Source organism: Paraferrimonas sp. SM1919 (genome assembly GCF_010993985.1).
Taxonomy (GTDB): Bacteria; Pseudomonadota; Gammaproteobacteria; order Enterobacterales; family Shewanellaceae; genus SM1919.
The window spans coordinates 19,909-39,063 of sequence record NZ_WINH01000022.1 but is presented as its reverse complement, the minus strand read 5'-3'; the positions used below and the strand labels follow the sequence as shown (position 1 = coordinate 39,063).

21 protein-coding genes and 1 pseudogene are annotated in these 19,155 nt (G+C 42.6%); 19 read left to right on the top strand and 3 right to left on the bottom strand.

Translation table 11 applies throughout. From position 1 onward, the window contains the following. Nucleotides 1-5 precede the first annotated feature (5 nt). From nhaA to GFB48_RS13480, 5 genes are all read left to right on the top strand, one after another. The gene (gene nhaA / locus GFB48_RS13500) at nucleotides 6-1,235 is read left to right on the top strand and encodes a Na+/H+ antiporter NhaA (protein WP_163936759.1); all 1,230 of its coding nucleotides are present in this window, start codon (nucleotides 6-8) and stop codon (nucleotides 1,233-1,235) included. Next, the gene (nhaR, locus tag GFB48_RS13495) at nucleotides 1,228-2,121 is read left to right on the top strand and encodes a transcriptional activator NhaR (RefSeq protein ID WP_163936756.1); all 894 of its coding nucleotides are present in this window, start codon (nucleotides 1,228-1,230) and stop codon (nucleotides 2,119-2,121) included. Before nhaA ends, nhaR begins: the two co-directional genes overlap by 8 nt. 41 nt (nucleotides 2,122-2,162) lie before the next feature. After that, entirely contained in the window at nucleotides 2,163-3,368 is a 1,206-nt protein-coding gene (locus GFB48_RS13490) for a Bcr/CflA family multidrug efflux MFS transporter (protein WP_163936753.1), read from the top strand. Further along, nucleotides 3,369-3,620 (top strand): succinate dehydrogenase assembly factor 2, encoded by a 252-nt coding sequence (locus GFB48_RS13485; protein ID WP_163936750.1) that lies wholly within the window; start codon nucleotides 3,369-3,371, stop codon nucleotides 3,618-3,620. A gap of 124 nt (nucleotides 3,621-3,744) precedes the next feature. Beyond that, entirely contained in the window at nucleotides 3,745-4,014 is a 270-nt protein-coding gene (locus GFB48_RS13480) for a hypothetical protein (RefSeq protein ID WP_163936747.1), read from the top strand. Here the strand turns inward: GFB48_RS13480 and nadB are convergent. Further along, nucleotides 4,004-5,608, bottom strand: a complete 1,605-nt coding sequence (gene nadB, locus GFB48_RS13475) for an L-aspartate oxidase (protein ID WP_163936744.1) — start codon at nucleotides 5,606-5,608, stop codon at nucleotides 4,004-4,006. The two genes, GFB48_RS13480 and nadB, sit on opposite strands and share 11 nt — an antisense overlap. 193 nt (nucleotides 5,609-5,801) lie before the next feature. Here nadB and rpoE point away from each other — a divergent pair, with 193 nt between their 5' ends. From rpoE to acpS, 11 genes and pseudogenes are all read left to right on the top strand, one after another. Beyond that, on the top strand, nucleotides 5,802-6,383 hold the full coding sequence (gene rpoE / locus GFB48_RS13470; RefSeq protein ID WP_163936741.1) for an RNA polymerase sigma factor RpoE: 582 nt from the start codon (nucleotides 5,802-5,804) through the stop codon (nucleotides 6,381-6,383). Between the two features lie 11 nt (nucleotides 6,384-6,394). Beyond that, nucleotides 6,395-6,928, top strand: a complete 534-nt coding sequence (locus GFB48_RS13465; protein ID WP_163936738.1) for a sigma-E factor negative regulatory protein — start codon at nucleotides 6,395-6,397, stop codon at nucleotides 6,926-6,928. Nucleotides 6,929-6,936: 8 nt separating this feature from the next. Then, nucleotides 6,937-7,866, top strand: a complete 930-nt coding sequence (locus GFB48_RS13460; protein ID WP_163936736.1) for a MucB/RseB C-terminal domain-containing protein — start codon at nucleotides 6,937-6,939, stop codon at nucleotides 7,864-7,866. Nucleotides 7,867-7,879: 13 nt separating this feature from the next. Next, a complete protein-coding gene (locus GFB48_RS13455; protein WP_163936732.1) occupies nucleotides 7,880-8,335 on the top strand; it encodes a SoxR reducing system RseC family protein in 456 nt (151 codons plus the stop codon). Nucleotides 8,336-8,414: 79 nt separating this feature from the next. After that, nucleotides 8,415-10,205 carry a translation elongation factor 4 gene (gene lepA / locus GFB48_RS13450; RefSeq protein WP_163936729.1) on the top strand — a complete coding sequence of 597 codons (1,791 nt, stop codon included), beginning with the start codon at nucleotides 8,415-8,417 and terminating at the stop codon, nucleotides 10,203-10,205. A gap of 6 nt (nucleotides 10,206-10,211) precedes the next feature. Beyond that, nucleotides 10,212-11,126: a signal peptidase I gene (lepB, locus tag GFB48_RS17595; RefSeq protein ID WP_205597739.1), complete on the top strand. Its 915-nt coding sequence runs from the start codon at nucleotides 10,212-10,214 to the stop codon at nucleotides 11,124-11,126. Between the two features lie 21 nt (nucleotides 11,127-11,147). Continuing rightward, nucleotides 11,148-11,801 carry a ribonuclease III gene (rnc, locus tag GFB48_RS17590; protein ID WP_205597741.1) on the top strand — a complete coding sequence of 218 codons (654 nt, stop codon included), beginning with the start codon at nucleotides 11,148-11,150 and terminating at the stop codon, nucleotides 11,799-11,801. Between the two features lie 7 nt (nucleotides 11,802-11,808). Next, nucleotides 11,809-12,702: pseudogene (era, locus tag GFB48_RS13440) on the top strand (GTPase Era); the annotation flags it as partial. Further along, on the top strand, nucleotides 12,702-13,406 hold the full coding sequence (gene recO / locus GFB48_RS13435; protein WP_163936727.1) for a DNA repair protein RecO: 705 nt from the start codon (nucleotides 12,702-12,704) through the stop codon (nucleotides 13,404-13,406). The pseudogene era and the gene recO, both read left to right, overlap by 1 nt. Continuing rightward, complete coding sequence (gene pdxJ / locus GFB48_RS13430) at nucleotides 13,399-14,130, top strand: pyridoxine 5'-phosphate synthase (RefSeq protein WP_163936724.1); 732 nt, start codon at nucleotides 13,399-13,401, stop codon at nucleotides 14,128-14,130. Before recO ends, pdxJ begins: the two co-directional genes overlap by 8 nt. Before the next feature lie 8 nt (nucleotides 14,131-14,138). Then, nucleotides 14,139-14,513: a holo-ACP synthase gene (gene acpS, locus GFB48_RS13425; protein WP_240464877.1), complete on the top strand. Its 375-nt coding sequence runs from the start codon at nucleotides 14,139-14,141 to the stop codon at nucleotides 14,511-14,513. Here the strand turns inward: acpS and GFB48_RS13420 are convergent. Then, complete coding sequence (locus GFB48_RS13420) at nucleotides 14,503-15,759, bottom strand: HlyC/CorC family transporter (RefSeq protein WP_163936720.1); 1,257 nt, start codon at nucleotides 15,757-15,759, stop codon at nucleotides 14,503-14,505. The genes acpS and GFB48_RS13420 overlap by 11 nt on opposite strands. Before the next feature lie 25 nt (nucleotides 15,760-15,784). Next, nucleotides 15,785-16,570: an inner membrane protein YpjD gene (locus GFB48_RS13415; protein WP_163936717.1), complete on the bottom strand. Its 786-nt coding sequence runs from the start codon at nucleotides 16,568-16,570 to the stop codon at nucleotides 15,785-15,787. A 191-nt stretch (nucleotides 16,571-16,761) separates the two neighbouring features. Here GFB48_RS13415 and ffh point away from each other — a divergent pair, with 191 nt between their 5' ends. The 3 genes from ffh (at nucleotide 16,762) to rimM (ending at nucleotide 19,143) form a co-directional block, all read left to right on the top strand. Beyond that, a complete protein-coding gene (gene ffh, locus GFB48_RS13410; protein ID WP_163936714.1) occupies nucleotides 16,762-18,135 on the top strand; it encodes a signal recognition particle protein in 1,374 nt (457 codons plus the stop codon). A gap of 206 nt (nucleotides 18,136-18,341) precedes the next feature. After that, nucleotides 18,342-18,590, top strand: a complete 249-nt coding sequence (rpsP, locus tag GFB48_RS13405; RefSeq protein WP_163936711.1) for a 30S ribosomal protein S16 — start codon at nucleotides 18,342-18,344, stop codon at nucleotides 18,588-18,590. Between the two features lie 22 nt (nucleotides 18,591-18,612). Then, nucleotides 18,613-19,143: a ribosome maturation factor RimM gene (gene rimM, locus GFB48_RS13400; protein WP_163936708.1), complete on the top strand. Its 531-nt coding sequence runs from the start codon at nucleotides 18,613-18,615 to the stop codon at nucleotides 19,141-19,143. Nucleotides 19,144-19,155: the final 12 nt, after the last annotated feature.

The window sequence follows — 19,155 nt, the reverse complement described above, 5'->3', positions numbered from 1 at the left end:
CGAATATGGAAAAAGCGATTAAGAATTTTTTAAGCCAAGAATCAGCAGGGGGCATATTACTGCTTGCTGCAGTGATTTTGGCAATGTTATTCGCGAACTCTCCATTAGCACCTTTTTATCAAAACCTACTTGACGTCGATATGCAGTGGCGTTTGGGCAATCTAGATTTAAACAAGCCTATTCTGCTTTGGATCAATGATGGCTTAATGGCTGTTTTTTTCTTATTGATAGGTCTGGAGGTTAAGCGCGAGTTGCTTGAAGGTGCGTTATCAAGTCCTTCCAAGGCGGCATTGCCAACAATCGCAGCAATTGGTGGCATCATTGTACCATCTGTTTTCTATTTATGGTTTAACTACGGCACTGAAGCTCAAATAGGTTGGGCAATTCCAGCGGCAACAGATATTGCCTTCGCTCTAGGTGTTTTAGCCGCACTAGGCAGTCGTATTCCAGTTGCTCTAAAGGTATTCCTACTCGCTTTAGCTATCATTGATGACTTAGGGGTCATTGTCATCATTGCGCTTTTTTACTCGGCAGATCTTTCTACTGTTTCTCTTATTGTTGCTAGCTTGGCCATTGCCGGCTTATTTGCTGTTAATCGGGCACGAATTGCAAGCTTAGGACCCTATATGATCTTGGGTACCATTTTGTGGATAGCCGTGCTTAAATCTGGTGTACATGCGACTTTAGCCGGAGTGATCCTAGCCTTTATGATTCCATTAAGAATTGAAGGTCAGCGCTCACCAGCATTAAGGCTAGAGCATGCTATTCATCCGTGGAGCACCTTCTTTATTCTGCCTGTATTTGCCTTTGCTAATGCTGGGGTAAGTGTTTCAGGTGCAACTCAGGCTATTTTTGAACCTGTTACACTTGGGATTGTGGTGGCACTATTTTTTGGGAAGCCGATAGGGGTAATGTTGTTCAGTTTCTTAGCTGTCAAGTTACGCTTAGCTCAGTTACCAGAAGGCGTTAACTGGAATGCGCTTGCAGGCGTAGCCGTTCTTTGTGGTATTGGCTTTACCATGTCGATGTTTATTTCGTCGCTTGCCTTTACTGCCAATAGTTTTGATATGGCAACAGGCTTACATTATGGTACAGAGGCTCGACTGGGTATTTTAGCTGGGTCTGCTTTGGCGGTGATCCTTGGATACTTATGGCTGCATAAGGTTTACCCTAATGATCATAAAACGGTATCCGTAGATGGTGACTCAGTAAAAACTGAAAACAACAATGCATAATATTAATTACAACCATCTGTATTACTTTTGGATGGTGGTTAAGAAGGGCTCTGTGACCAGAGCCGCTAAGGCCCTTCACCTTACTGGTCAGACAGTTACTGGACAAATCAAGCTTCTAGAAGAAAGACTTAAAGGTAAGCTATTAGAAAAACAAGGCAGAAGTGTTAAAGCGACAGAGCTGGGACAATTAGTGTATCGCTATGCGGATAAAATGTTCGATTTAAGTTATGAAATGCTTGATATTCTGCACTATCAAAAACAAGATTCTGTCGGCTGTGAGGTGGGGATTGCTGATTCTCTTGCGAAGGATGTACTCAGTCAGATTTTGCTTAAAGCAACGGCAACGAATGCCAATCTTCACCTTCAGTGTTATGAATCTAATCACAAAGATCTAATGTCACGATTAAGGGATCATAAATTAGACATGATCCTTTCTGATTGTGCAGGTCAGTCTTTAAAATACCCAGATATTTTGTCAAAGAAGCTAGGCAGTAGTTCTACCAGCTTTTTTATTTTGGGGCCGAAACAACCCTTGCTGCAGGCCTTATCTGAATTACCATTATTCATTCCGGGTCGAAGAACATCTGTCGGCCAGCAGTTAGTAGTATGGCTTCAAGAGCATAATATCAAAGCAAATATCATTGGCGAATTTGATGATGCCGCATTGATGCAGTCCTTCGGATTGCAGGGGCAGGGGGTGTTTACTGCTCCAACAATTTTGAAAAAAAGATTGGCTCAATTAGGCTGCAGTTATCTAGGCGAAGTCGAAGACATCCAAGAACATTATCATCTTATTTTTGCGCAGCGAATGATTCAGCATCCAGCCGTAAAAATCTTATTAGAAACGGATTTCAATTTGCTTTTTAGTGAAGGCATATCAATCTAATTAGTGTCATAATAGCTACCTAGTCATATCTAAGAGCGATTATGAGCATTTCTCAAAATAAACACTTTTGGCTTATCTTTATGGTGTTGGGCCTCCTTGCTGGCATCACACCTTTAGCCATCGATATGTACCTTCCAGCCCTCCCGACGATTGCACAAAATTTAGGAACCTCCACCGCAGAAGCTCAATATACGGTGTCATGTTACTTGATAGGTTTTGCCATTGCCCAATTGTTTTTAGGTCCAATAGTGGATGCTTTAGGTCGTTTGCCATTGGTTGCAGGGGGGATGTTGATATTCGTTATTAGCTCAGCATTATGTGCCAGTGCTGAATCCCTCGAACAACTTATGATATATCGAGTATTACAGGCCGCGGGTGGAGCATCTGCTTCTGTTGTGGTGATGGCGATGCTTAGAGACTTGTTTGCTGCCAGCGATCTTGCCAGGGCGATCTCGATGTTAATGCTGGTCATGACGTTAGCGCCGCTTTTAGCGCCAATTATTGGAGGTTATCTACTTAACCATATGGGCTGGCGCTGGATTTTTTATGTGTTGGGTTTTATTGCGTTAGTGTGTGTGCTGGCGGTGGTGTTTGTCATTGGTGAGACCTCAGATAAAGACCAGCGTAAACCTCTCAGTATTGCAGGGGCAATTGCCGGTTACAAAACGGTATTAGCCAACAGACAGTGTATGGGGTATTCGATGGTTGGGGTCTTTGCCACCATGGCTCTGTTTTGTTTTATTACCGGTTCATCCTTTGTCTATATCGATTACTTTGGGGTAAAGCCGGAAAACTTTGGCTATGTGTTTGGCCTCAATATTTTAATGATGTTTGTACTCACTAGCTTTAATGCCCGCCATGTGAAAAGGTTGGGCAGTCACAGATTGCTGCTGTGGGCCATTCGTTTTAGTGCACTGGCGGCAGTCTTTTTAGTGGTCAATGCCAGCTTGGATATTGGCGGTTTATGGGGAGTGGTTGTGCCTATTGTTTGCATGATGGGTTCATTAGGGGTGATCAGTGCCAATTCATCGGCATTAGCAATTGGAAGTGTAGATGGACTCGCGGGTTCTGTCGCTGCCTTAGGCGGCAGTCTTCGATTTGCACTAGGAGCTTCAGCGGGTGCGATTCTAAGTGCAACTTTCCCCCAAACTGCGTTACCATTAGCCATAGGCATGGCATCAGCCAGTTGGTTATCTTTGTTATGGATAACCTTGTTTATTAAAGCAGATAATACTTTGGAGTCATAAATGACCTCATCAAACCAGAAGGCAAGATTAAAATGGGCATGTCGACGTGGCATGCTAGAATTAGATGTGCTGTTTGAACCTTTTGTCGAAAATCATTATGACCACCTTAATGAACAGCAAAAGATGTTATTTGAAGAGCTATTAACTTGTGATGACCCTGAACTTTTTGCTTGGTTTATGGGCCATGAAACTCCACCGCGACAAGATTTTTTAGAGATGGTTAACCTTGTACGAGGAAGAGATAAGCCATAATTTTTTACTGAAATCCTCTTCTTGGCAAGGTTATGCAATATTAGCTTGCCATGTGCTGTTATTAGTGTGGATTTTTAGTTGGTCAACCAATGTTGGATGGCCGCTTTCGCTTAAGATTATCGCGATGGCGGCGGTTTGCATTAACGCTTGGTATAAATACCGTCAAAGTTTGGATTGGCAATTTGGTTTTAATTTGAGTGAACAGGGCCATGGCCATTTGTTAGATGGCCGCATTATTGAATTTAAATATAGGCTGCTAATTACTAAGATATGCTTAATTGCCATTATCAAAGTACAACAACAACCTTGGCAACTGCTGGTGATTTGGGGGGATATGCTGCCAAAGCCTTATTATCATTTATTAAGCCGAATTATTTGCCAACTTAAGGTTTAGGTTGCAGCACAGTTGGCTGAGCAATTTTTAGAGTATCAGGGTAATCAAGGTTGTAATGTAAGCCCCTAGATTCTTTCCTCTCCATCGCGCAGCGAATAATAAGTTCGGCAACTTGCACTAGATTTCTCAATTCTAATAAGTTATTACTCACCCTGAAACTAGAGTAATACTCAGCTATTTCTTGTTGTAACAATTCAACACGACGCAGGGCTCGTGCTAATCGTTTGTCTGTGCGCACAATAGCAACATAATCCCACATAAATAACCGCAGTTCATGCCAGTTGTGAGCAATAACAACTTCTTCGTCCGAGTCGATAACTTGAGACTCATCCCATTGTGGTAAGGAGCTGGCAAGTTTCGCTTTGTGTAATTGGCTTTGAATATCCGCTGCTGCAGCTCGAGCGAAAACAACACATTCAAGTAAAGAGTTAGAGGCTAGGCGGTTAGCACCATGCAATCCAGTATAAGCAACTTCGCCAATTGCATATAATCCAGCAACATCGGTTTGACCATCTAAATCTGTCATTACCCCGCCACAACTATAATGGGCGGCGGGTACCACTGGGATCCTATCTTTGGTGATATCAATACCATAATTTAAACAGCGTTGATAAATTGTTGGAAAGTGCTTGATGACAAAATCTTTGGGCTTATGGCTGATGTCAAGGAACATGCAGTCAGCACCAAGCTTTTTCATTTCATAATCAATGGCTCGAGCAACGATATCTCTGGGGGCAAGCTCAGCACGCTCATCGACCTCAAGCATAAAACGACTGCCATCGGGACGCAGTAGATAGGCCCCTTCACCGCGAAGAGCTTCAGTCATTAGGAAGTTTTTTGCTTCCGGATGGTATAGGCAAGTTGGATGGAACTGGTTAAATTCCATGTTGGCAACACGACAACCTGCACGCCAAGCCATAGCGATACCGTCGCCACTTGCGATATCAGGATTAGAAGTATATTGGTAAACCTTTGATGCGCCACCTGTCGCAATAGCAACAAATTTAGCAGCAATAGTTTCAACTTGCTCTTTGGCTCGATTCCATACATACGCTCCAAGAACGCGGTTACCGACTCTTTTGAGTTTTTTGGTAGTAATTAAATCAATAGCGTTATATCGCTCAAGTACTTTAATGTTAGGGTGTGACGATACTTTTTCTTGCAGAGATGTTTGCACTTCTTTACCCGTTGCATCTGCAGCATGCAAAATACGTCTATGGCTATGACCACCTTCACGGGTTAAATGAAATTGTTTTTCTCCCTGTTGATCAACTTGATGGTCGAATTGGACACCCTGTTGAATCAACCATTGCATAGCCTGTTTGGATTTACTGGCGGTAAACTGCACGACTTCTGGATCACATAAGCCAGCGCCAGCGATCATCGTATCTTGACTATGGGCCTCAATCGAGTCTTCGTCATCAAAGACCGCCGCAACACCTCCTTGAGCATAATAGGTAGATCCTTCATTGAGGGGACCTTTTGAAAGTAAAGTGACCTGTGCATGTTCTGCTAGAGTTAGTGCTAACGTCATCCCCGCCGCACCGCTGCCAATGATTAAAATATCAGTTTGTTGCAACTTGTTGTCTTTCATATGAAATCGGTGAATTAATGAACCAAATAAATAAAGGGCTAATGCCTTGGTAGTCTCAATATTTTAGTTGATTTAAAATGAATAAGATATATTTCAATTAAAGAGAACTTTTTAAATTGAGCAGTGTCTATCTGACAGTAAGCTCATTCATTAGGATGAAAATCATTGTTAATAACAAAAAGAGTAGGAGCGAATGGGCGAACCAGTTAGTGATCAGGTTTTAGTTCAAAGAGTGCAAGCTGGCGATAAGAATGCGTTTAACTTTTTGGTGCAAAAGTATCAACACAAGGTGGCTTCTCTTGTTTCACGCTATGTAAAAGCAAACGGTGATGTTCCCGATGTCGTACAAGAGGCTTTTATTAAAGCTTACCGTGCATTACCGGGCTTCAGGGGCGAGAGTGCGTTTTATACTTGGCTTTACCGGATAGCAGTTAATACCGCCAAGAATTACCTTACTTCCCAGGGCAGAAGGCCACCCGCGAATGATGTCGATGCGGAAGAAGCGCAGTTTTATGAAGGTGCTGAAGCTCTGCAAGAGCAGGCGTCGCCTGAGAAAGCATTGTTAACAGAAGAGATAAAAAAAGTGATCTTTGAAACAATCGAACAACTTTCAGATGAACTAAGAACCGCAATTACTCTAAGAGAGATTGAGGGCATGAGTTATGAAGAAATTGCTCGTGTAATGGACTCTCCTGTAGGCACGGTACGTTCTCGTATCTTCCGTGCTCGTGAAGTTTTAGATAAAAAAATCCAGCCTTTACTGGAAAACTATTAATAGGTACCCCTATGACCCAAGAGCCAAAACAATGGTTATCAGCAGCAATGGATGACCAGCAAGAGGCCGCTAAGTTAGCGTCTTTTGATTTCACTTCAGAAGACGCTGCCACTTGGCAACGTTACCATTTAATTGGTGATCTTATGCGTCAAGAAGCAGATAGCTTAGGTAAGCTTGATATCTCTGCTGAAATTGCTCAGGCCCTCGAACATGAGCCGACGGTGTTAGCCCCTAAAAATGGCCACTTGATGGCTAGTTTAACTGCTAAGGTTGTGCCTTTATTTAAACAAGCTGGGCATTATGCCATTGCCGCAACGGTTGCTGCGATAGCGGTATTAAACTTGTCCCCAGAAGATACTCAACAGCAAGCTAATTTACCTGTATTGCAAACCAGTCCAATTGCTGGCATGGCAGCGCCGGTTAGTTTACAAACACAACAGCCGAATCAGCAATTGCTAGAGCAGCAGGCTCAGCAACAAAAAATTAATGCTTATCTGCAAGACCATCTGTTACAGCAACGTGTGAGCCATCAACCACAACAGTAGGGAATTAGATGAAGTATTTTGCTAAGGCACTTTTTGGGTTAATTGTTGCTAGTCTGTCGGTTTCTGCTTGGGCCCAAGCCAAGCAGATGCTCGAAAAAATGGAACAAGCGCTAATTAATACCAATTTTAAAGTCTCTGCCATTCAATTAGGTAGTGATCAAATTAAGAGTTTTGTCTATGCCCATGGTGTGATAGGTGAGCAACAGGTTGCCATGTTTGATTACCTTGAGGGGGCACCAAAATCTATTATCAGAGTAGATGATAGCGTGACTTATCTTGGTCATAACAGCGATCCCTATTCATTGGCATACCCGTTTATTCCAGATTGGTTGCCGGCCAATTTAATTGGTAAGTCAGATGCAATTAGTCAAAGTTACGATCTTATCTTATCTGGCAAAAGTCGTATTGCTGGGCGCAATGCCGATGTTATCAAATTAGTTGCGAAAGACGAGCACAGATACCATTATTGGCTATGGATAGATACCGAAACTTCCTTGCCTTTACGATTTGATATGGTCTCAGAAACCGCTTCATTAGAAAGGATGTCTGTCGTTGAACTTGTTGTTTATCCAAAGCCACCAGAATTACTTGTCAACATCAGCAAGCAGCAATGGCCCAGTGCGATGAAAACGCCACCGAGTAAACCTAATCAATGGAGCTTCAGCTGGTTACCCCAAGGGTTTAAAATTATAGCAACAGACAATCATAAGTTATTAGGGACTGGTCATGTAGTAGAATATGTGAGCTTAAGTGATGGTTTGGTCGATATTTCAGTATATTTATCCCGAGCCTCTTCAGTGCCTTTGCCAGAATCCATTAATCATCATAACGGTTTGGCGATGGCAAGTTTACAGCGGGGTGATTTTGAAGTGGTTGCAGTCGGTAAGGCACCGATTAACACGTTAAATAGAATCGTCCAAGCCCTGAAATCTCAGTAACTAGGTTGATGCTATGATGCAAGAACTGGCCAAGGTGGTCGCTCAAAAAGAAGGTGTGGTGTTCTTAGAGATAAGACGTAAAAGCGCTTGTGGTCAGTGCCAAGCCCAGGATAACTGTGGTACAGCAACTGTCGCCAAAGCATTTAAAGAAACCGATCAAGTGTTATCAATCAAAACGGAACAACAGTTTACGGTTGGCGATATGCTGCAAATTGGTTTACCAGAAGCCCATTTTTTAGAGGCTGCCGCTACGGTTTACTTGCTACCACTTGCAGGATTAGTCGTTGGAGCCAGTTTAGGCCATTATGTGGCAATGGCCATGGGCATCAATCTGGAGATAACGGCGATGCTTGGGGCAACCCTTGGTGGCATAGGTAGTTACTTATTTAGTCGAAAAAAAGCACAAAAAATTGAAGTGACACCCAAAATATTGGCAAATTTAGGCCAACAATCCCTCAAACGTGGTTAAGATCTAGTGCCAGCTGCCGAATTCAGGTACAATTTGCCACCTTTTTCCCTTTTGCAATCGGCTGTAGTAAAGTTAACCCATGAAGCATATCCGAAATTTCTCAATCATCGCTCACATTGACCATGGTAAATCTACCTTGTCTGATCGTTTAATTCAGACCTGTGGAGGTCTTTCTGAACGTGAAATGGCGGCGCAGGTTCTTGATTCTATGGATCTAGAGCGTGAACGTGGTATTACCATCAAAGCCCAATCTGTAACTCTAGATTACAAGGCTGATGATGGCGAAACCTATCAGTTAAACTTTATTGATACTCCTGGACACGTGGATTTCTCGTACGAAGTATCCCGCTCTTTAGCCGCTTGTGAAGGTGCGCTGCTGGTGGTGGATGCTGGTCAGGGTGTAGAAGCTCAGACGGTAGCGAACTGTTACACCGCCATTGAAATGGACCTTGAAGTTGTGCCAATTTTAAACAAAATTGACTTACCCCAAGCCGATCCAGACCGTGTTGCCGAGGAAATTGAAGACATCGTAGGCATTGAAGCCTCTGACGCCGTGAAGTGTAGTGCCAAAACCGGTATTGGTATTAAAGATGTTTTAGAAGAAATCGTCAACAAAGTACCAGCACCAGAGGGTGATCCAGATGCGCCATTGCAGGCGCTAATTATTGACTCTTGGTTTGATAACTACCAAGGTGTTGTTTCTTTAGTACGCATTAAGAACGGCAGTCTAAAGAAGGGTGATAAGTTCAAGTGTATGTCAACTGGTCAGGTTCATCAGGTTGATAAGATTGGTATTTTTACGCCTAAGCAAACTGAAACTAAGTCACTAGAGTGTGGTGAAGTAGGTTTCGTCATTGCAGGCATTAAGGACATCTTAGGGGCTCCTGTAGGTGATACTCTAACTCATGCTAAACATGGTGCAGAACAAATGCTTGCAGGCTTTAAGAAAGTAAAGCCACAAGTTTATGCGGGTCTGTTCCCAATCTCTTCTGACGATTACGAAAACTTCCGTGATGCCTTAGGTAAATTAAGTTTAAACGATGCGTCTTTATTTTATGAACCAGAAACCTCTTCGGCGCTGGGTTTTGGTTTCCGTTGTGGCTTCTTGGGGATGCTACATATGGAAATTATCCAAGAGCGTCTTGAGCGTGAATATAATTTAGACCTAATTACGACTGCGCCAACGGTAATTTATGAGATTACTAAGACCAATGGTGACGTTATTCATGTTGATAACCCATCGGATCTACCAGTAATCAATGAAATCGAGACGCTTGCAGAACCAATCGTAGAAGCCAATATCTTAGTACCTAAGGAATACTTAGGTAATGTGATTACTTTATGTATTGAAAAGCGCGGTGTGCAAATGGATTTATCCTACCATGGTAATCAAGTTGCGTTAACTTACGAATTGCCTATGGCAGAAGTTGTACTGGACTTTTTCGATCGTTTGAAATCAACGAGTCGTGGTTATGCATCGCTTGACTACAACTTTAAACGCTTCCAAGAAGCAGATATGGTTCGTCTAGATATACTGGTCAACGGTGATCGTGTCGATGCGCTTGCCATTATTACTCATAAAGATAATGCACCATACCGTGGGCGTGCATTGGTAGAGAAAATGAAAGAGCTGATCCCTCGCCAGATGTTTGATATTGCCATTCAGGCGGCGATTGGTTCACACATTATTGCCCGTACCAATGTTAAAGCATTACGTAAAGATGTAACCGCTAAGTGTTATGGTGGTGACGTGTCGCGTAAGAAGAAATTATTACAGAAACAGAAAGAAGGTAAGAAACGCATGAAGTCTATTGGTAACGTAGAGTTACCTCAAGAAGCTTTCTTAGCGGTATTAAAAGTAGGAGACTAATCCAGGATGGCTCAATATTTCTCACTCATTTTAGTGGCAATAACGTTAATCACAGGGTTGTTGTGGTTACTCGATTTAGCATTGTTAAAACCGAAGCGTCAGCAAAAATTAGCGCTTGCACAAAGTGGTGGCACAACCTTAGGTGAAGAGGCCACCCAAAAGATTATGAGTGAGCCTGCGATAATTGATACAGCAAAGCAAATCTTTCCAATAATTGCTTTTGTATTAGTGATGCGCTCGTTCTTTTATGAGCCTTTTCAAATTCCATCCGGTTCGATGAAGCCTACCTTGCTAGTGGGAGACTTTATTTTGGTGGAAAAGTTTGCTTATGGTGTTAAAGATCCTGTTTTTAGAAGTAAATTTATAGAAACAGGTGAGCCTAAACGTGGTGATGTTGCCGTATTCAAATATCCTGAAAATCCAACACTGGACTATATTAAGCGTGTAGTTGGTTTACCGGGAGATACTGTCCGCTATCGTAATAAGCAACTTTGGATTAAACCTGCTTGTGAGCAAGGTAATGAGTGCCAAGGTTTTACTCAAGTTGCTTTGGATAAAGTGAATGTTGGTGAATTCGACCAATTTGGCATGCCACAAACTCGCTATACCGAACAATTGCCTGGACAAAGTCATGATGTATTGGTGACTCATCAGTTGCCTAGTAACTCACACCAATACTATTGGCAACGTGCGACAGCCATCGATGAATTTGTTGTTCCTGAAGGGGAATATTTTGTCTTAGGTGATAATCGTGATAACTCAAGGGATAGCCGCTATTGGGGCTTCGTTAAGGATGAGCATTTAGTTGGTAAAGCTGTATTTATTTGGATCAGTTTTGAATTTGAGCGAGACAGCCAAAGCTGGTTGCCTGGCTGGATTCCAAGCGACGTTCGCTTTAACCGTATAGGTGGAATTTCCTAAGTGGATAAACTTAAAAGATTAATGAAGATTGTGGGCTATCACTTTAAAGATGATAGCCTGCTAAAACATGCTTTGACCCATAGAAGTGCTGCTTCAAAGCACAATGAGCGCCTAGAGTTTCTAGGCGATTCTATTTTATCTATGGTGATCGCGGAAGATTTGTATTTTCGTTTTCCTAAGGTGACTGAGGGTGACATGAGCCGCATGCGCGCCACCTTAGTAAAGGGTGAAACTCTATCTGAAATTGCCCGTGAATTTGGTCTTGGTGATTACATTGAGCTAGGTTCTGGTGAATTAAAATCTGGCGGTTTCCGTCGTGACTCAATTCTAGCTGATGCCGTAGAAGCCATTATTGGTGCGGTGTACCTAGACAGTGATTTTGCTACCGCGAAAGCATTGTTGTTAACTTGGTACACCCCAAGACTAGAAAGCATCAAGCCAGGCATTTCTCAAAAAGATCCAAAGACTCGTCTTCAAGAGTATTTACAAGGGTTAAGAAAGCCACTCCCGGATTATCAAGTAATCGATATTAAAGGGGAAGCGCATAATCAACAGTTTACAGTGAGTTGTCAGATTGATGATTTAGCAGATTTAGTGACAGCAAAAGGAACTTCACGTCGTAAAGCAGAGCAGGCAGCAGCTGCAAAAACTTTGGAGCTTTTAGGTCGTGAGTGATCAAACAACTTATTGTGGTATGGTGGCCATTGTCGGTCGTCCTAATGTGGGTAAATCTACATTATTAAATAATTTACTTGGACAAAAAGTTAGTATTACTTCGCGTAAACCCCAGACGACACGCCATCGTATATTAGGTATTTATACCGAAGATGCACATCAAGTGGTATTTGTTGATACTCCGGGGTTACATATAGAAGAAAAGCGCACCATTAACCGGCTGATGAACCGTGCAGCGTCAAGCTCAATCGGTGAAGTCGAAATGGTGGTGTTCGTTGTTGACGGCCTTAATTGGACCGCTGATGACGAAATGGTGCTTAATAAGCTAAAAGCGGGCAGCAGCAAAACCAAAACGGTATTGGCGATCAATAAAGTTGATCAGATCAAAGATAAAGAAGCTTTATTGCCACATATTGAAAAGATCTCTGCTGGTTTTCAATTTGATGAGATCGTTCCAATTTCTGCCAAGCAGGGAAAAAATATCGAGCGCATCATCGAGCTAGCCAAAGCATCTTTGTATGAGTCAGAGCATTTCTTTCCAGAAGACTATGTGACCGATCGTTCTTCACGTTTTATGGCGGCAGAGATCATTCGTGAAAAACTGATCCGCTTTACCGGTGACGAGCTACCATACTCGGTAACCGTAGAGATTGAACAGTTTAAAATGATGCCAAATGGGGTTTATCAAATTAATGGTTTAATTTTAGTTGAACGCAGTGGTCAGAAGAAAATGATCATTGGTAATAAAGGTGAGAAACTTAAAACCATAGGAAAAGAAGCTCGATTGGACATGGAGCGCTTGTTTGATAACAAGGTGTTCCTAGAGCTATGGGTTAAAGTGAAGTCTGGCTGGGCTGACGATGAACGTGCCTTAAGATCTTTAGGCTACGGCGAGGATTAATGCTAGAGCGTGGCTATATACTGCATACCAGACCCTATAAAGAGCGCAGTTTATTGGTCAATGCTTTCCTTGAGCAAAGCGGTTTAATCAGTGCTATAGTGCGCTTACCAGCAGCCAAAAAATTAGCTGCAGCAAAGTCATTGCTGCAGCCGTTCCAACCTCTTCATATCAGCTATCGCGGGCGTACGAGCTTAAAAACCATTGAAACCTATGAAGCTGCTAGCATTGCCATGCCGTTGTTAGCAAATAAGCAATTTTGTGCTTTATATATTAATGAACTTTGTCAGCGATTGTTACCGTATTATGAATCAATGGCGCATTTATTTGATGTTTACCACCAAACCTTGCTTGGGATTGCGGCTTTAGAAAGCCCACACCCGGTGCTAAGAGACTTTGAGTGGCAGTTGCTAATCCAAGTCGGAGCAGCACCATTACTAACTCAAGACATTAATGGTGATGATATCGTACCCGAAAAGCGCTATTGCTTAATTTTCGATAGTGGGTTTGAATGTATCGAAAATAACAAAAAGCGCGATGGTTATGTGGGTGAAATGTTACTGCAATTAGCCAGTAACCAGCTCCAGCCTCAGTATGCTTACAGCGCTCGTAAATTAACACAATCAATTATTGATCCACTGCTCGGTGGCAAGCCTCTGGTGAGTCGACAATTGTACAAGAATTTAAAAGGAGTCCACTGTGGCTGAATTATTACTTGGTGTAAATATTGATCACATTGCCACTTTACGTCAGGCAAGGGGGACTAACTATCCGGATCCTGTGCATGCTGCTGCGGTAGCGGAAAATGCAGGCGCGGCAGGGATCACTATTCATTTACGTGAAGACCGTCGACATATTGTTGATCGTGATGTTTATGTGTTGGCGAAAACCCTTAAGACTCGTATGAATCTTGAGATGGCAGTGACTGAAGAAATGCTAACAATTGCCTGTGATGTTAAGCCTGAGTATGTTTGCTTGGTGCCTGAGAAGCGTGAAGAGCTGACAACGGAAGGTGGGCTAGATGTGGTTGGTCAGCAACAAAAAATCAATGAAGCCGTAGCGCGTTTAACCAACGCTGGAATTAAAGTGTCGCTGTTTATTGATGCGGATAAAGCTCAAATTGATGCGGCATTAGTTGCTAAAGCACCCTACATAGAAATTCATACTGGCCATTACGCCGATGCCACTGATGACGCGACTCGTAACAGCGAGTTAGAGCGTATTGCTGCGATGGCTAAATACGCTCATGAACAAGGCATAATTGTTAATGCCGGTCATGGTTTGCATTACCACAATGTGCAAGCGATTGCGGCGATACCTGAATTTTACGAGCTTAATATTGGCCATGCGATTATTGCCCGTGCGGCTATTGATGGCTTAGATAAAGCCGTACGCGACATGAAAAACATTATGGATAAAGCCCGAGGCTAGAGGCTCTGATCATGATCAAAGGTATAGGCTGTGATATCGTTGAGATTGCCCGTATAAAAGCAAGTGTTGCTAAAAGCCCTGCACTAGCTAAGCGGGTTTTAACGCCAGCAGAGTTACAACAGTACCAAGTTCATAAGCAGCCAGAACGCTTCCTAGCGAAGCGTTTTGCAGCAAAAGAAGCGATCGCTAAGGCGCTAGGGACTGGCATCGGTCGTGGGGTATCGTTTCAGCACATACAAATCAGTAATAATGAATTGGGTGCGCCTTTAGCCTCGTTGACAGACGGCGCTTTCGAGCAGCTACAAAAAATGGACGCTAGCGCTTGTCTAGTGTCCATTTCCGATGAGGTTAACTATGCTATGGCGTCAGCAGTTATTCAGTAGGTTGAATTTTTACCAATTTAATCATATTTTCTTCGACGTCTAGCACTTCCATCGAATGCCCCTCAAGCTCCAAAGTTGTTTTTGGCATAGGAATGTCCTCTAAGTGTTCTAAGATCAGGCCATTTAATGTTTTGGGCCCATCTAAAGGCAGTTCCCACTCGAGCTCTTTGTTTAGTTCACGAATGTTAATCGCGGCTTCAATGATATAGCTGCCATCATCTTGAGGATGAATTTCATCACTTGGATCTGGGGTCATGGTGGTGGTGAAATCCCCAACGATTTCTTCGAGAATGTCTTCTAGAGAAACTAATCCTTGAATATCGCCATATTCATCCACGACCAGTCCAGTATGTTCATGATTATTCTGGAATTTTAGTAATTGCACATTAAGCGGCGTTCCCTCCGGGATGTAATACACTTCTTTTACAGCCTTGAGTAAATTGTGCTTATCAAATTGTTCTTTAGTCAGCAGCCTTAGGGCATCTCGAATATGAACAATGCCAACGATGTCATCAATATTATCCCTAAAGAGTACCACACGAGTATGGGGCGATTGGATCAGTCCTTTGGTTAACTTTCTGAAATCACTATTAATATTAAGAGCATATATTTCGGAACGAGGAACCATGATATCTTCTACAGTCACTCTTTCTAAATCTAGAATGGAAAGCAGCATATCTTGGTGACGCTTAGGGATTAGATTGCCAGCTTCATTGACAACAGAACGTAATTCATCAGGGTTTAACGCATCAGCATCATCATCTTGCTTGACACCAAAGATTCTCAATAAACCATTAGTGATAAGACTTAACGCTTTAACAAGAGGTGTCATTATCCATAGTAAAGGTTTTAAAATGCGGCTTGAAGGAAAGGCCACTCGCTCTGGATAGAGGGCTGATAGTGTTTTTGGGGTAACCTCAGAGAAAATCAACACAGTAATCGTTAAAATAACCGTTGTGAAAATTTCCGCATACTGATCGAAAAAACGTAATCCCAAAATCGTTGCAACAACAGTCGCAAAAATATTGACAGCATTATTACCAATAAGAATTAAGCCAATTAAACGGTCAGGCTTATCTAATAATTCTGCCGATCTTTTGGCGCCTTTGTGGCCTTGCTTAGCTAAATGACGTAAACGATAGCGGTTTAATGACATCATGGCAGTTTCTGAACCTGAAAAGTAGGCAGAAACCAACAACAGTAAAATTAGAATTAAAATTAAATCTAAAGTAGAAAAGGCTTCCAAGTAGGGAAACTCCTAAAATAATCAGTTAAACCAGAATAAATTCTTTCACGAAGCGAGCACCGAAGTAAGCTAAAAATAGCAGAAAACTCGCTATTAAGGTATGGGCAACCGCGGATTTTATGGTTACCCCTTGGTTTTGGTGTAACCATAAAAGGCGACTGTATATCCCTAAAGAAAATAGCGTGAGTAAAAATTTATGACCATTCCCACCTGTGAACATATCTTCAATAAAAACTAAGCCAGTGCCTAAAGTTAAGCCAAGCAATAACGTGCCTACTGTTAATAATGTATAAAGTTGTTTTTCAACGGTCAATAGAGGGGGCAATGAAGGGCTTAAGATCCCTGATTTGTTTTTTAGCTTTTGGCGAATCATCCAAAGCTGAATGGCGTATAAAGAGGCGATCATCAAGGTCGCAAAAGCAATCAGTGATAAGCTTATATGACCCAGCATCCAAGGATTATCACTAAGTTGTAAGATATAGTCACTAGGGATCACGACCTGTAAGATTAAGCTCAATAAGCTTAGGCCATAAATGACCGGTGCAAGCACAATCACTTTTAGTCTTAATAACATGGCTGTATAGCCAAAGCCGATGAACCAACCAGCTAACGATAAGACATTAGGAATACTAAAATCTTGCCCAGTAGGGGTGACGATTTGTTGTTTTAAAACTATTCCATGGGCAAAAATGGCCACACTAGCGATTAAAGCCACTACAGGCCGGCTAGGCCCTTGAGGGTGAAATAGACGGCCAACAACGAGTACGGTGGCAACTAAGTAGGCAAGACCTGCACCAAGCAAGCTTAACATGCTTATTTATTCCTTAAATATCTGAAATTTCGATTTCCAATTTACCCCAGTGGCTAGCTAAGTACCATACATAAAGCGAGAAAAAGTGCTTATTTGGCGAAATTGTATAGAATTTAGCTTTTTGCTAGCGACTTTAGTCTAGCAAACGTATAATGCAACGATTATCAAGACAGTACTGATAGAGAAAGACAATGTTTGACAATCTCTCCGAACGCTTATCCCAGACACTTAAAAATATTAGTGGTCGTGGGCGTCTAACAGAAGAAAATATTAAAGATACCCTGCGTGAAGTACGCATGGCACTATTAGAGGCCGATGTCGCCTTACCTGTAGTACGTGAATTCGTAAAAAAAGTTAAAGAACGTGCCGTAGGCCAAGAAGTTAATAAAAGTTTGTCACCGGGGCAAATGTTTATCAAGATCGTCCAAAACGAACTTGAAATTGCCATGGGTGAGCAAAACGAAGCATTAAACCTAGCGGCTCAACCTCCTGCGGTGGTGATGATGGCGGGCTTGCAGGGCGCAGGTAAAACCACCTCGGTCGCTAAGCTTGCCAAACACCTTAGCGAGATTCACAAAAAGAAAGTGATGGTAGTCAGTGCCGATGTTTACCGCCCAGCGGCGATTAAACAGCTAGAAACTCTGGCATCAGAGGTAGGTGCGAATTTTCATCCATCAGATATTTCGCAAAAGCCAGTAGATATCGTTAATAGTGCGATTGATGCAGCGAAAACTAGCTTTATGGATGTGCTACTGGTAGATACCGCTGGTCGATTGGCGGTTGATGAAGAAATGATGGCTGAGATTAAAGATCTCCATCAAGCGGTTAATCCAATCGAGACACTGTTTGTGGTCGATGCCATGACAGGTCAAGATGCGGCTAATACAGCTAAAGCCTTCAATGAAGCATTACCTTTAACCGGTGTGGTGCTAACCAAGATTGATGGTGATGCCCGTGGTGGTGCGGCATTGTCTATTCGTCAAATTACCGGTAAGCCAATTAAATTCTTGGGTGTGGGTGAGAAAACCGACGCCCTAGAGCCCTTCCACCCAGAGCGGATAGCTTCGCGCATTTTAGGTATGGGTGATGTTCTATCGTTAATTGAACAGGTAGAGCGTGGTGTCGATAAAGAAAAAGCCGAAAAGCTAGCGAAAAAAGTTCAGCAAGGTAAAGGTTTTGACTTAGAGGACTTCCGAGAGCAGCTTGCACAAATGAAAAACATGGGCGGCATGATGTCAATGTTAGAAAAGCTGCCAGGGGTGGGCAATCTTCCCGCGGGTGCATTAGAGCAAGTGCAAAATGGCAAGATGACCAATCAAATGGAAGCGATTATCAGTTCTATGACTGCTGCAGAACGTCAGCGTCCTGACATCATTAAAGGTTCGCGTAAGCGTCGTATCGCAGCGGGTTCTGGCACCACCTTGCAAGACGTAAACAAGCTATTAAAGCAGTTTACCCAAATGCAAAAAATGATGAAGAAGATGTCGGGTAAAGGCGGCATGAAGAAAATGATGCGTGGTATGGGTGGGATGCTACCACCGGGTATGAAGTTTCCTGGTCGCTAGTCACGTTCAACATTTTTAAACAGCAGAGTCATTATATGTTGTTGTCATTTTTCATCCATACTGAGAGCTAGACCGCAAGTTAACTAAGGTTGAACTTGCTTTTTCTTGGCTATGATGTAAAATCCACCAGCTTTCTACTAGGGGTGCGCGAACACGCCCCTGGGTTTTAATTTGCTTTATGCAAACCATTAGAGGAAATAAACGATATGGTAACCATTCGTTTAGCACGTGGCGGTTCTAAAAAACGCCCATTTTATCAAGTAGTTGTGGCTGATAGCCGTAACGCACGCGACGGTCGTTTCATCGAGCGCGTTGGCTTTTTTAACCCTGTAGCTCGTGGTCAAGAAGAGACGCTACGTCTTGAACTTGAGCGCGTTGATTACTGGTTAGGCCAAGGCGCTGGTACTACTGATCGCGTTAAAAGCCTAATTAAGCAAGCTCGTAAAGCTGCTTAATTGGCTTCGGTAGGGTTAATTGATGACTCAAGAGCAAAAGCCTATTGTAGTTGGCCGCCTAGGCGCCGTTCACGGTGTTAAGGGTTGGCTAAAGGTCAATAGCTTTACCGACATTGCCGAAGGTATTTTCGACTATTCTCCTTGGTTGGTTAACCGCCAAGGTAAATGGGTTGAGGTTGAAGTGAAAAACTGGCGTGCGCAAGCAAACAGTTTTGTAGCCGAAATCAAAGGCCTGAATGATCGAAATGAAGCACAGACCTGGGTTAATTGCGAGATTGGCATTATGCCAGAGCAGTTACAAGACTTGCCAGAAGACGAGTTCTACTGGAAAGACCTAATTGGCTGTGAAGTGATTAATCTAAAAGGTTATCACATGGGTAAGGTTTCTGAAATTTTAGAAACTGGTTCCAATGATGTATTGCGCGTAAAAGCCAATGCAAAAGATGGCTTCGGTAAAAAAGAAAGATTAATTCCGTTTGTTACTGAGCAATTTGTCTCTAAAGTTGACATTGCCCAGCAGCAAATACATGTGGATTGGGATCCTGACTTCTAAAAAGAGGGCAAC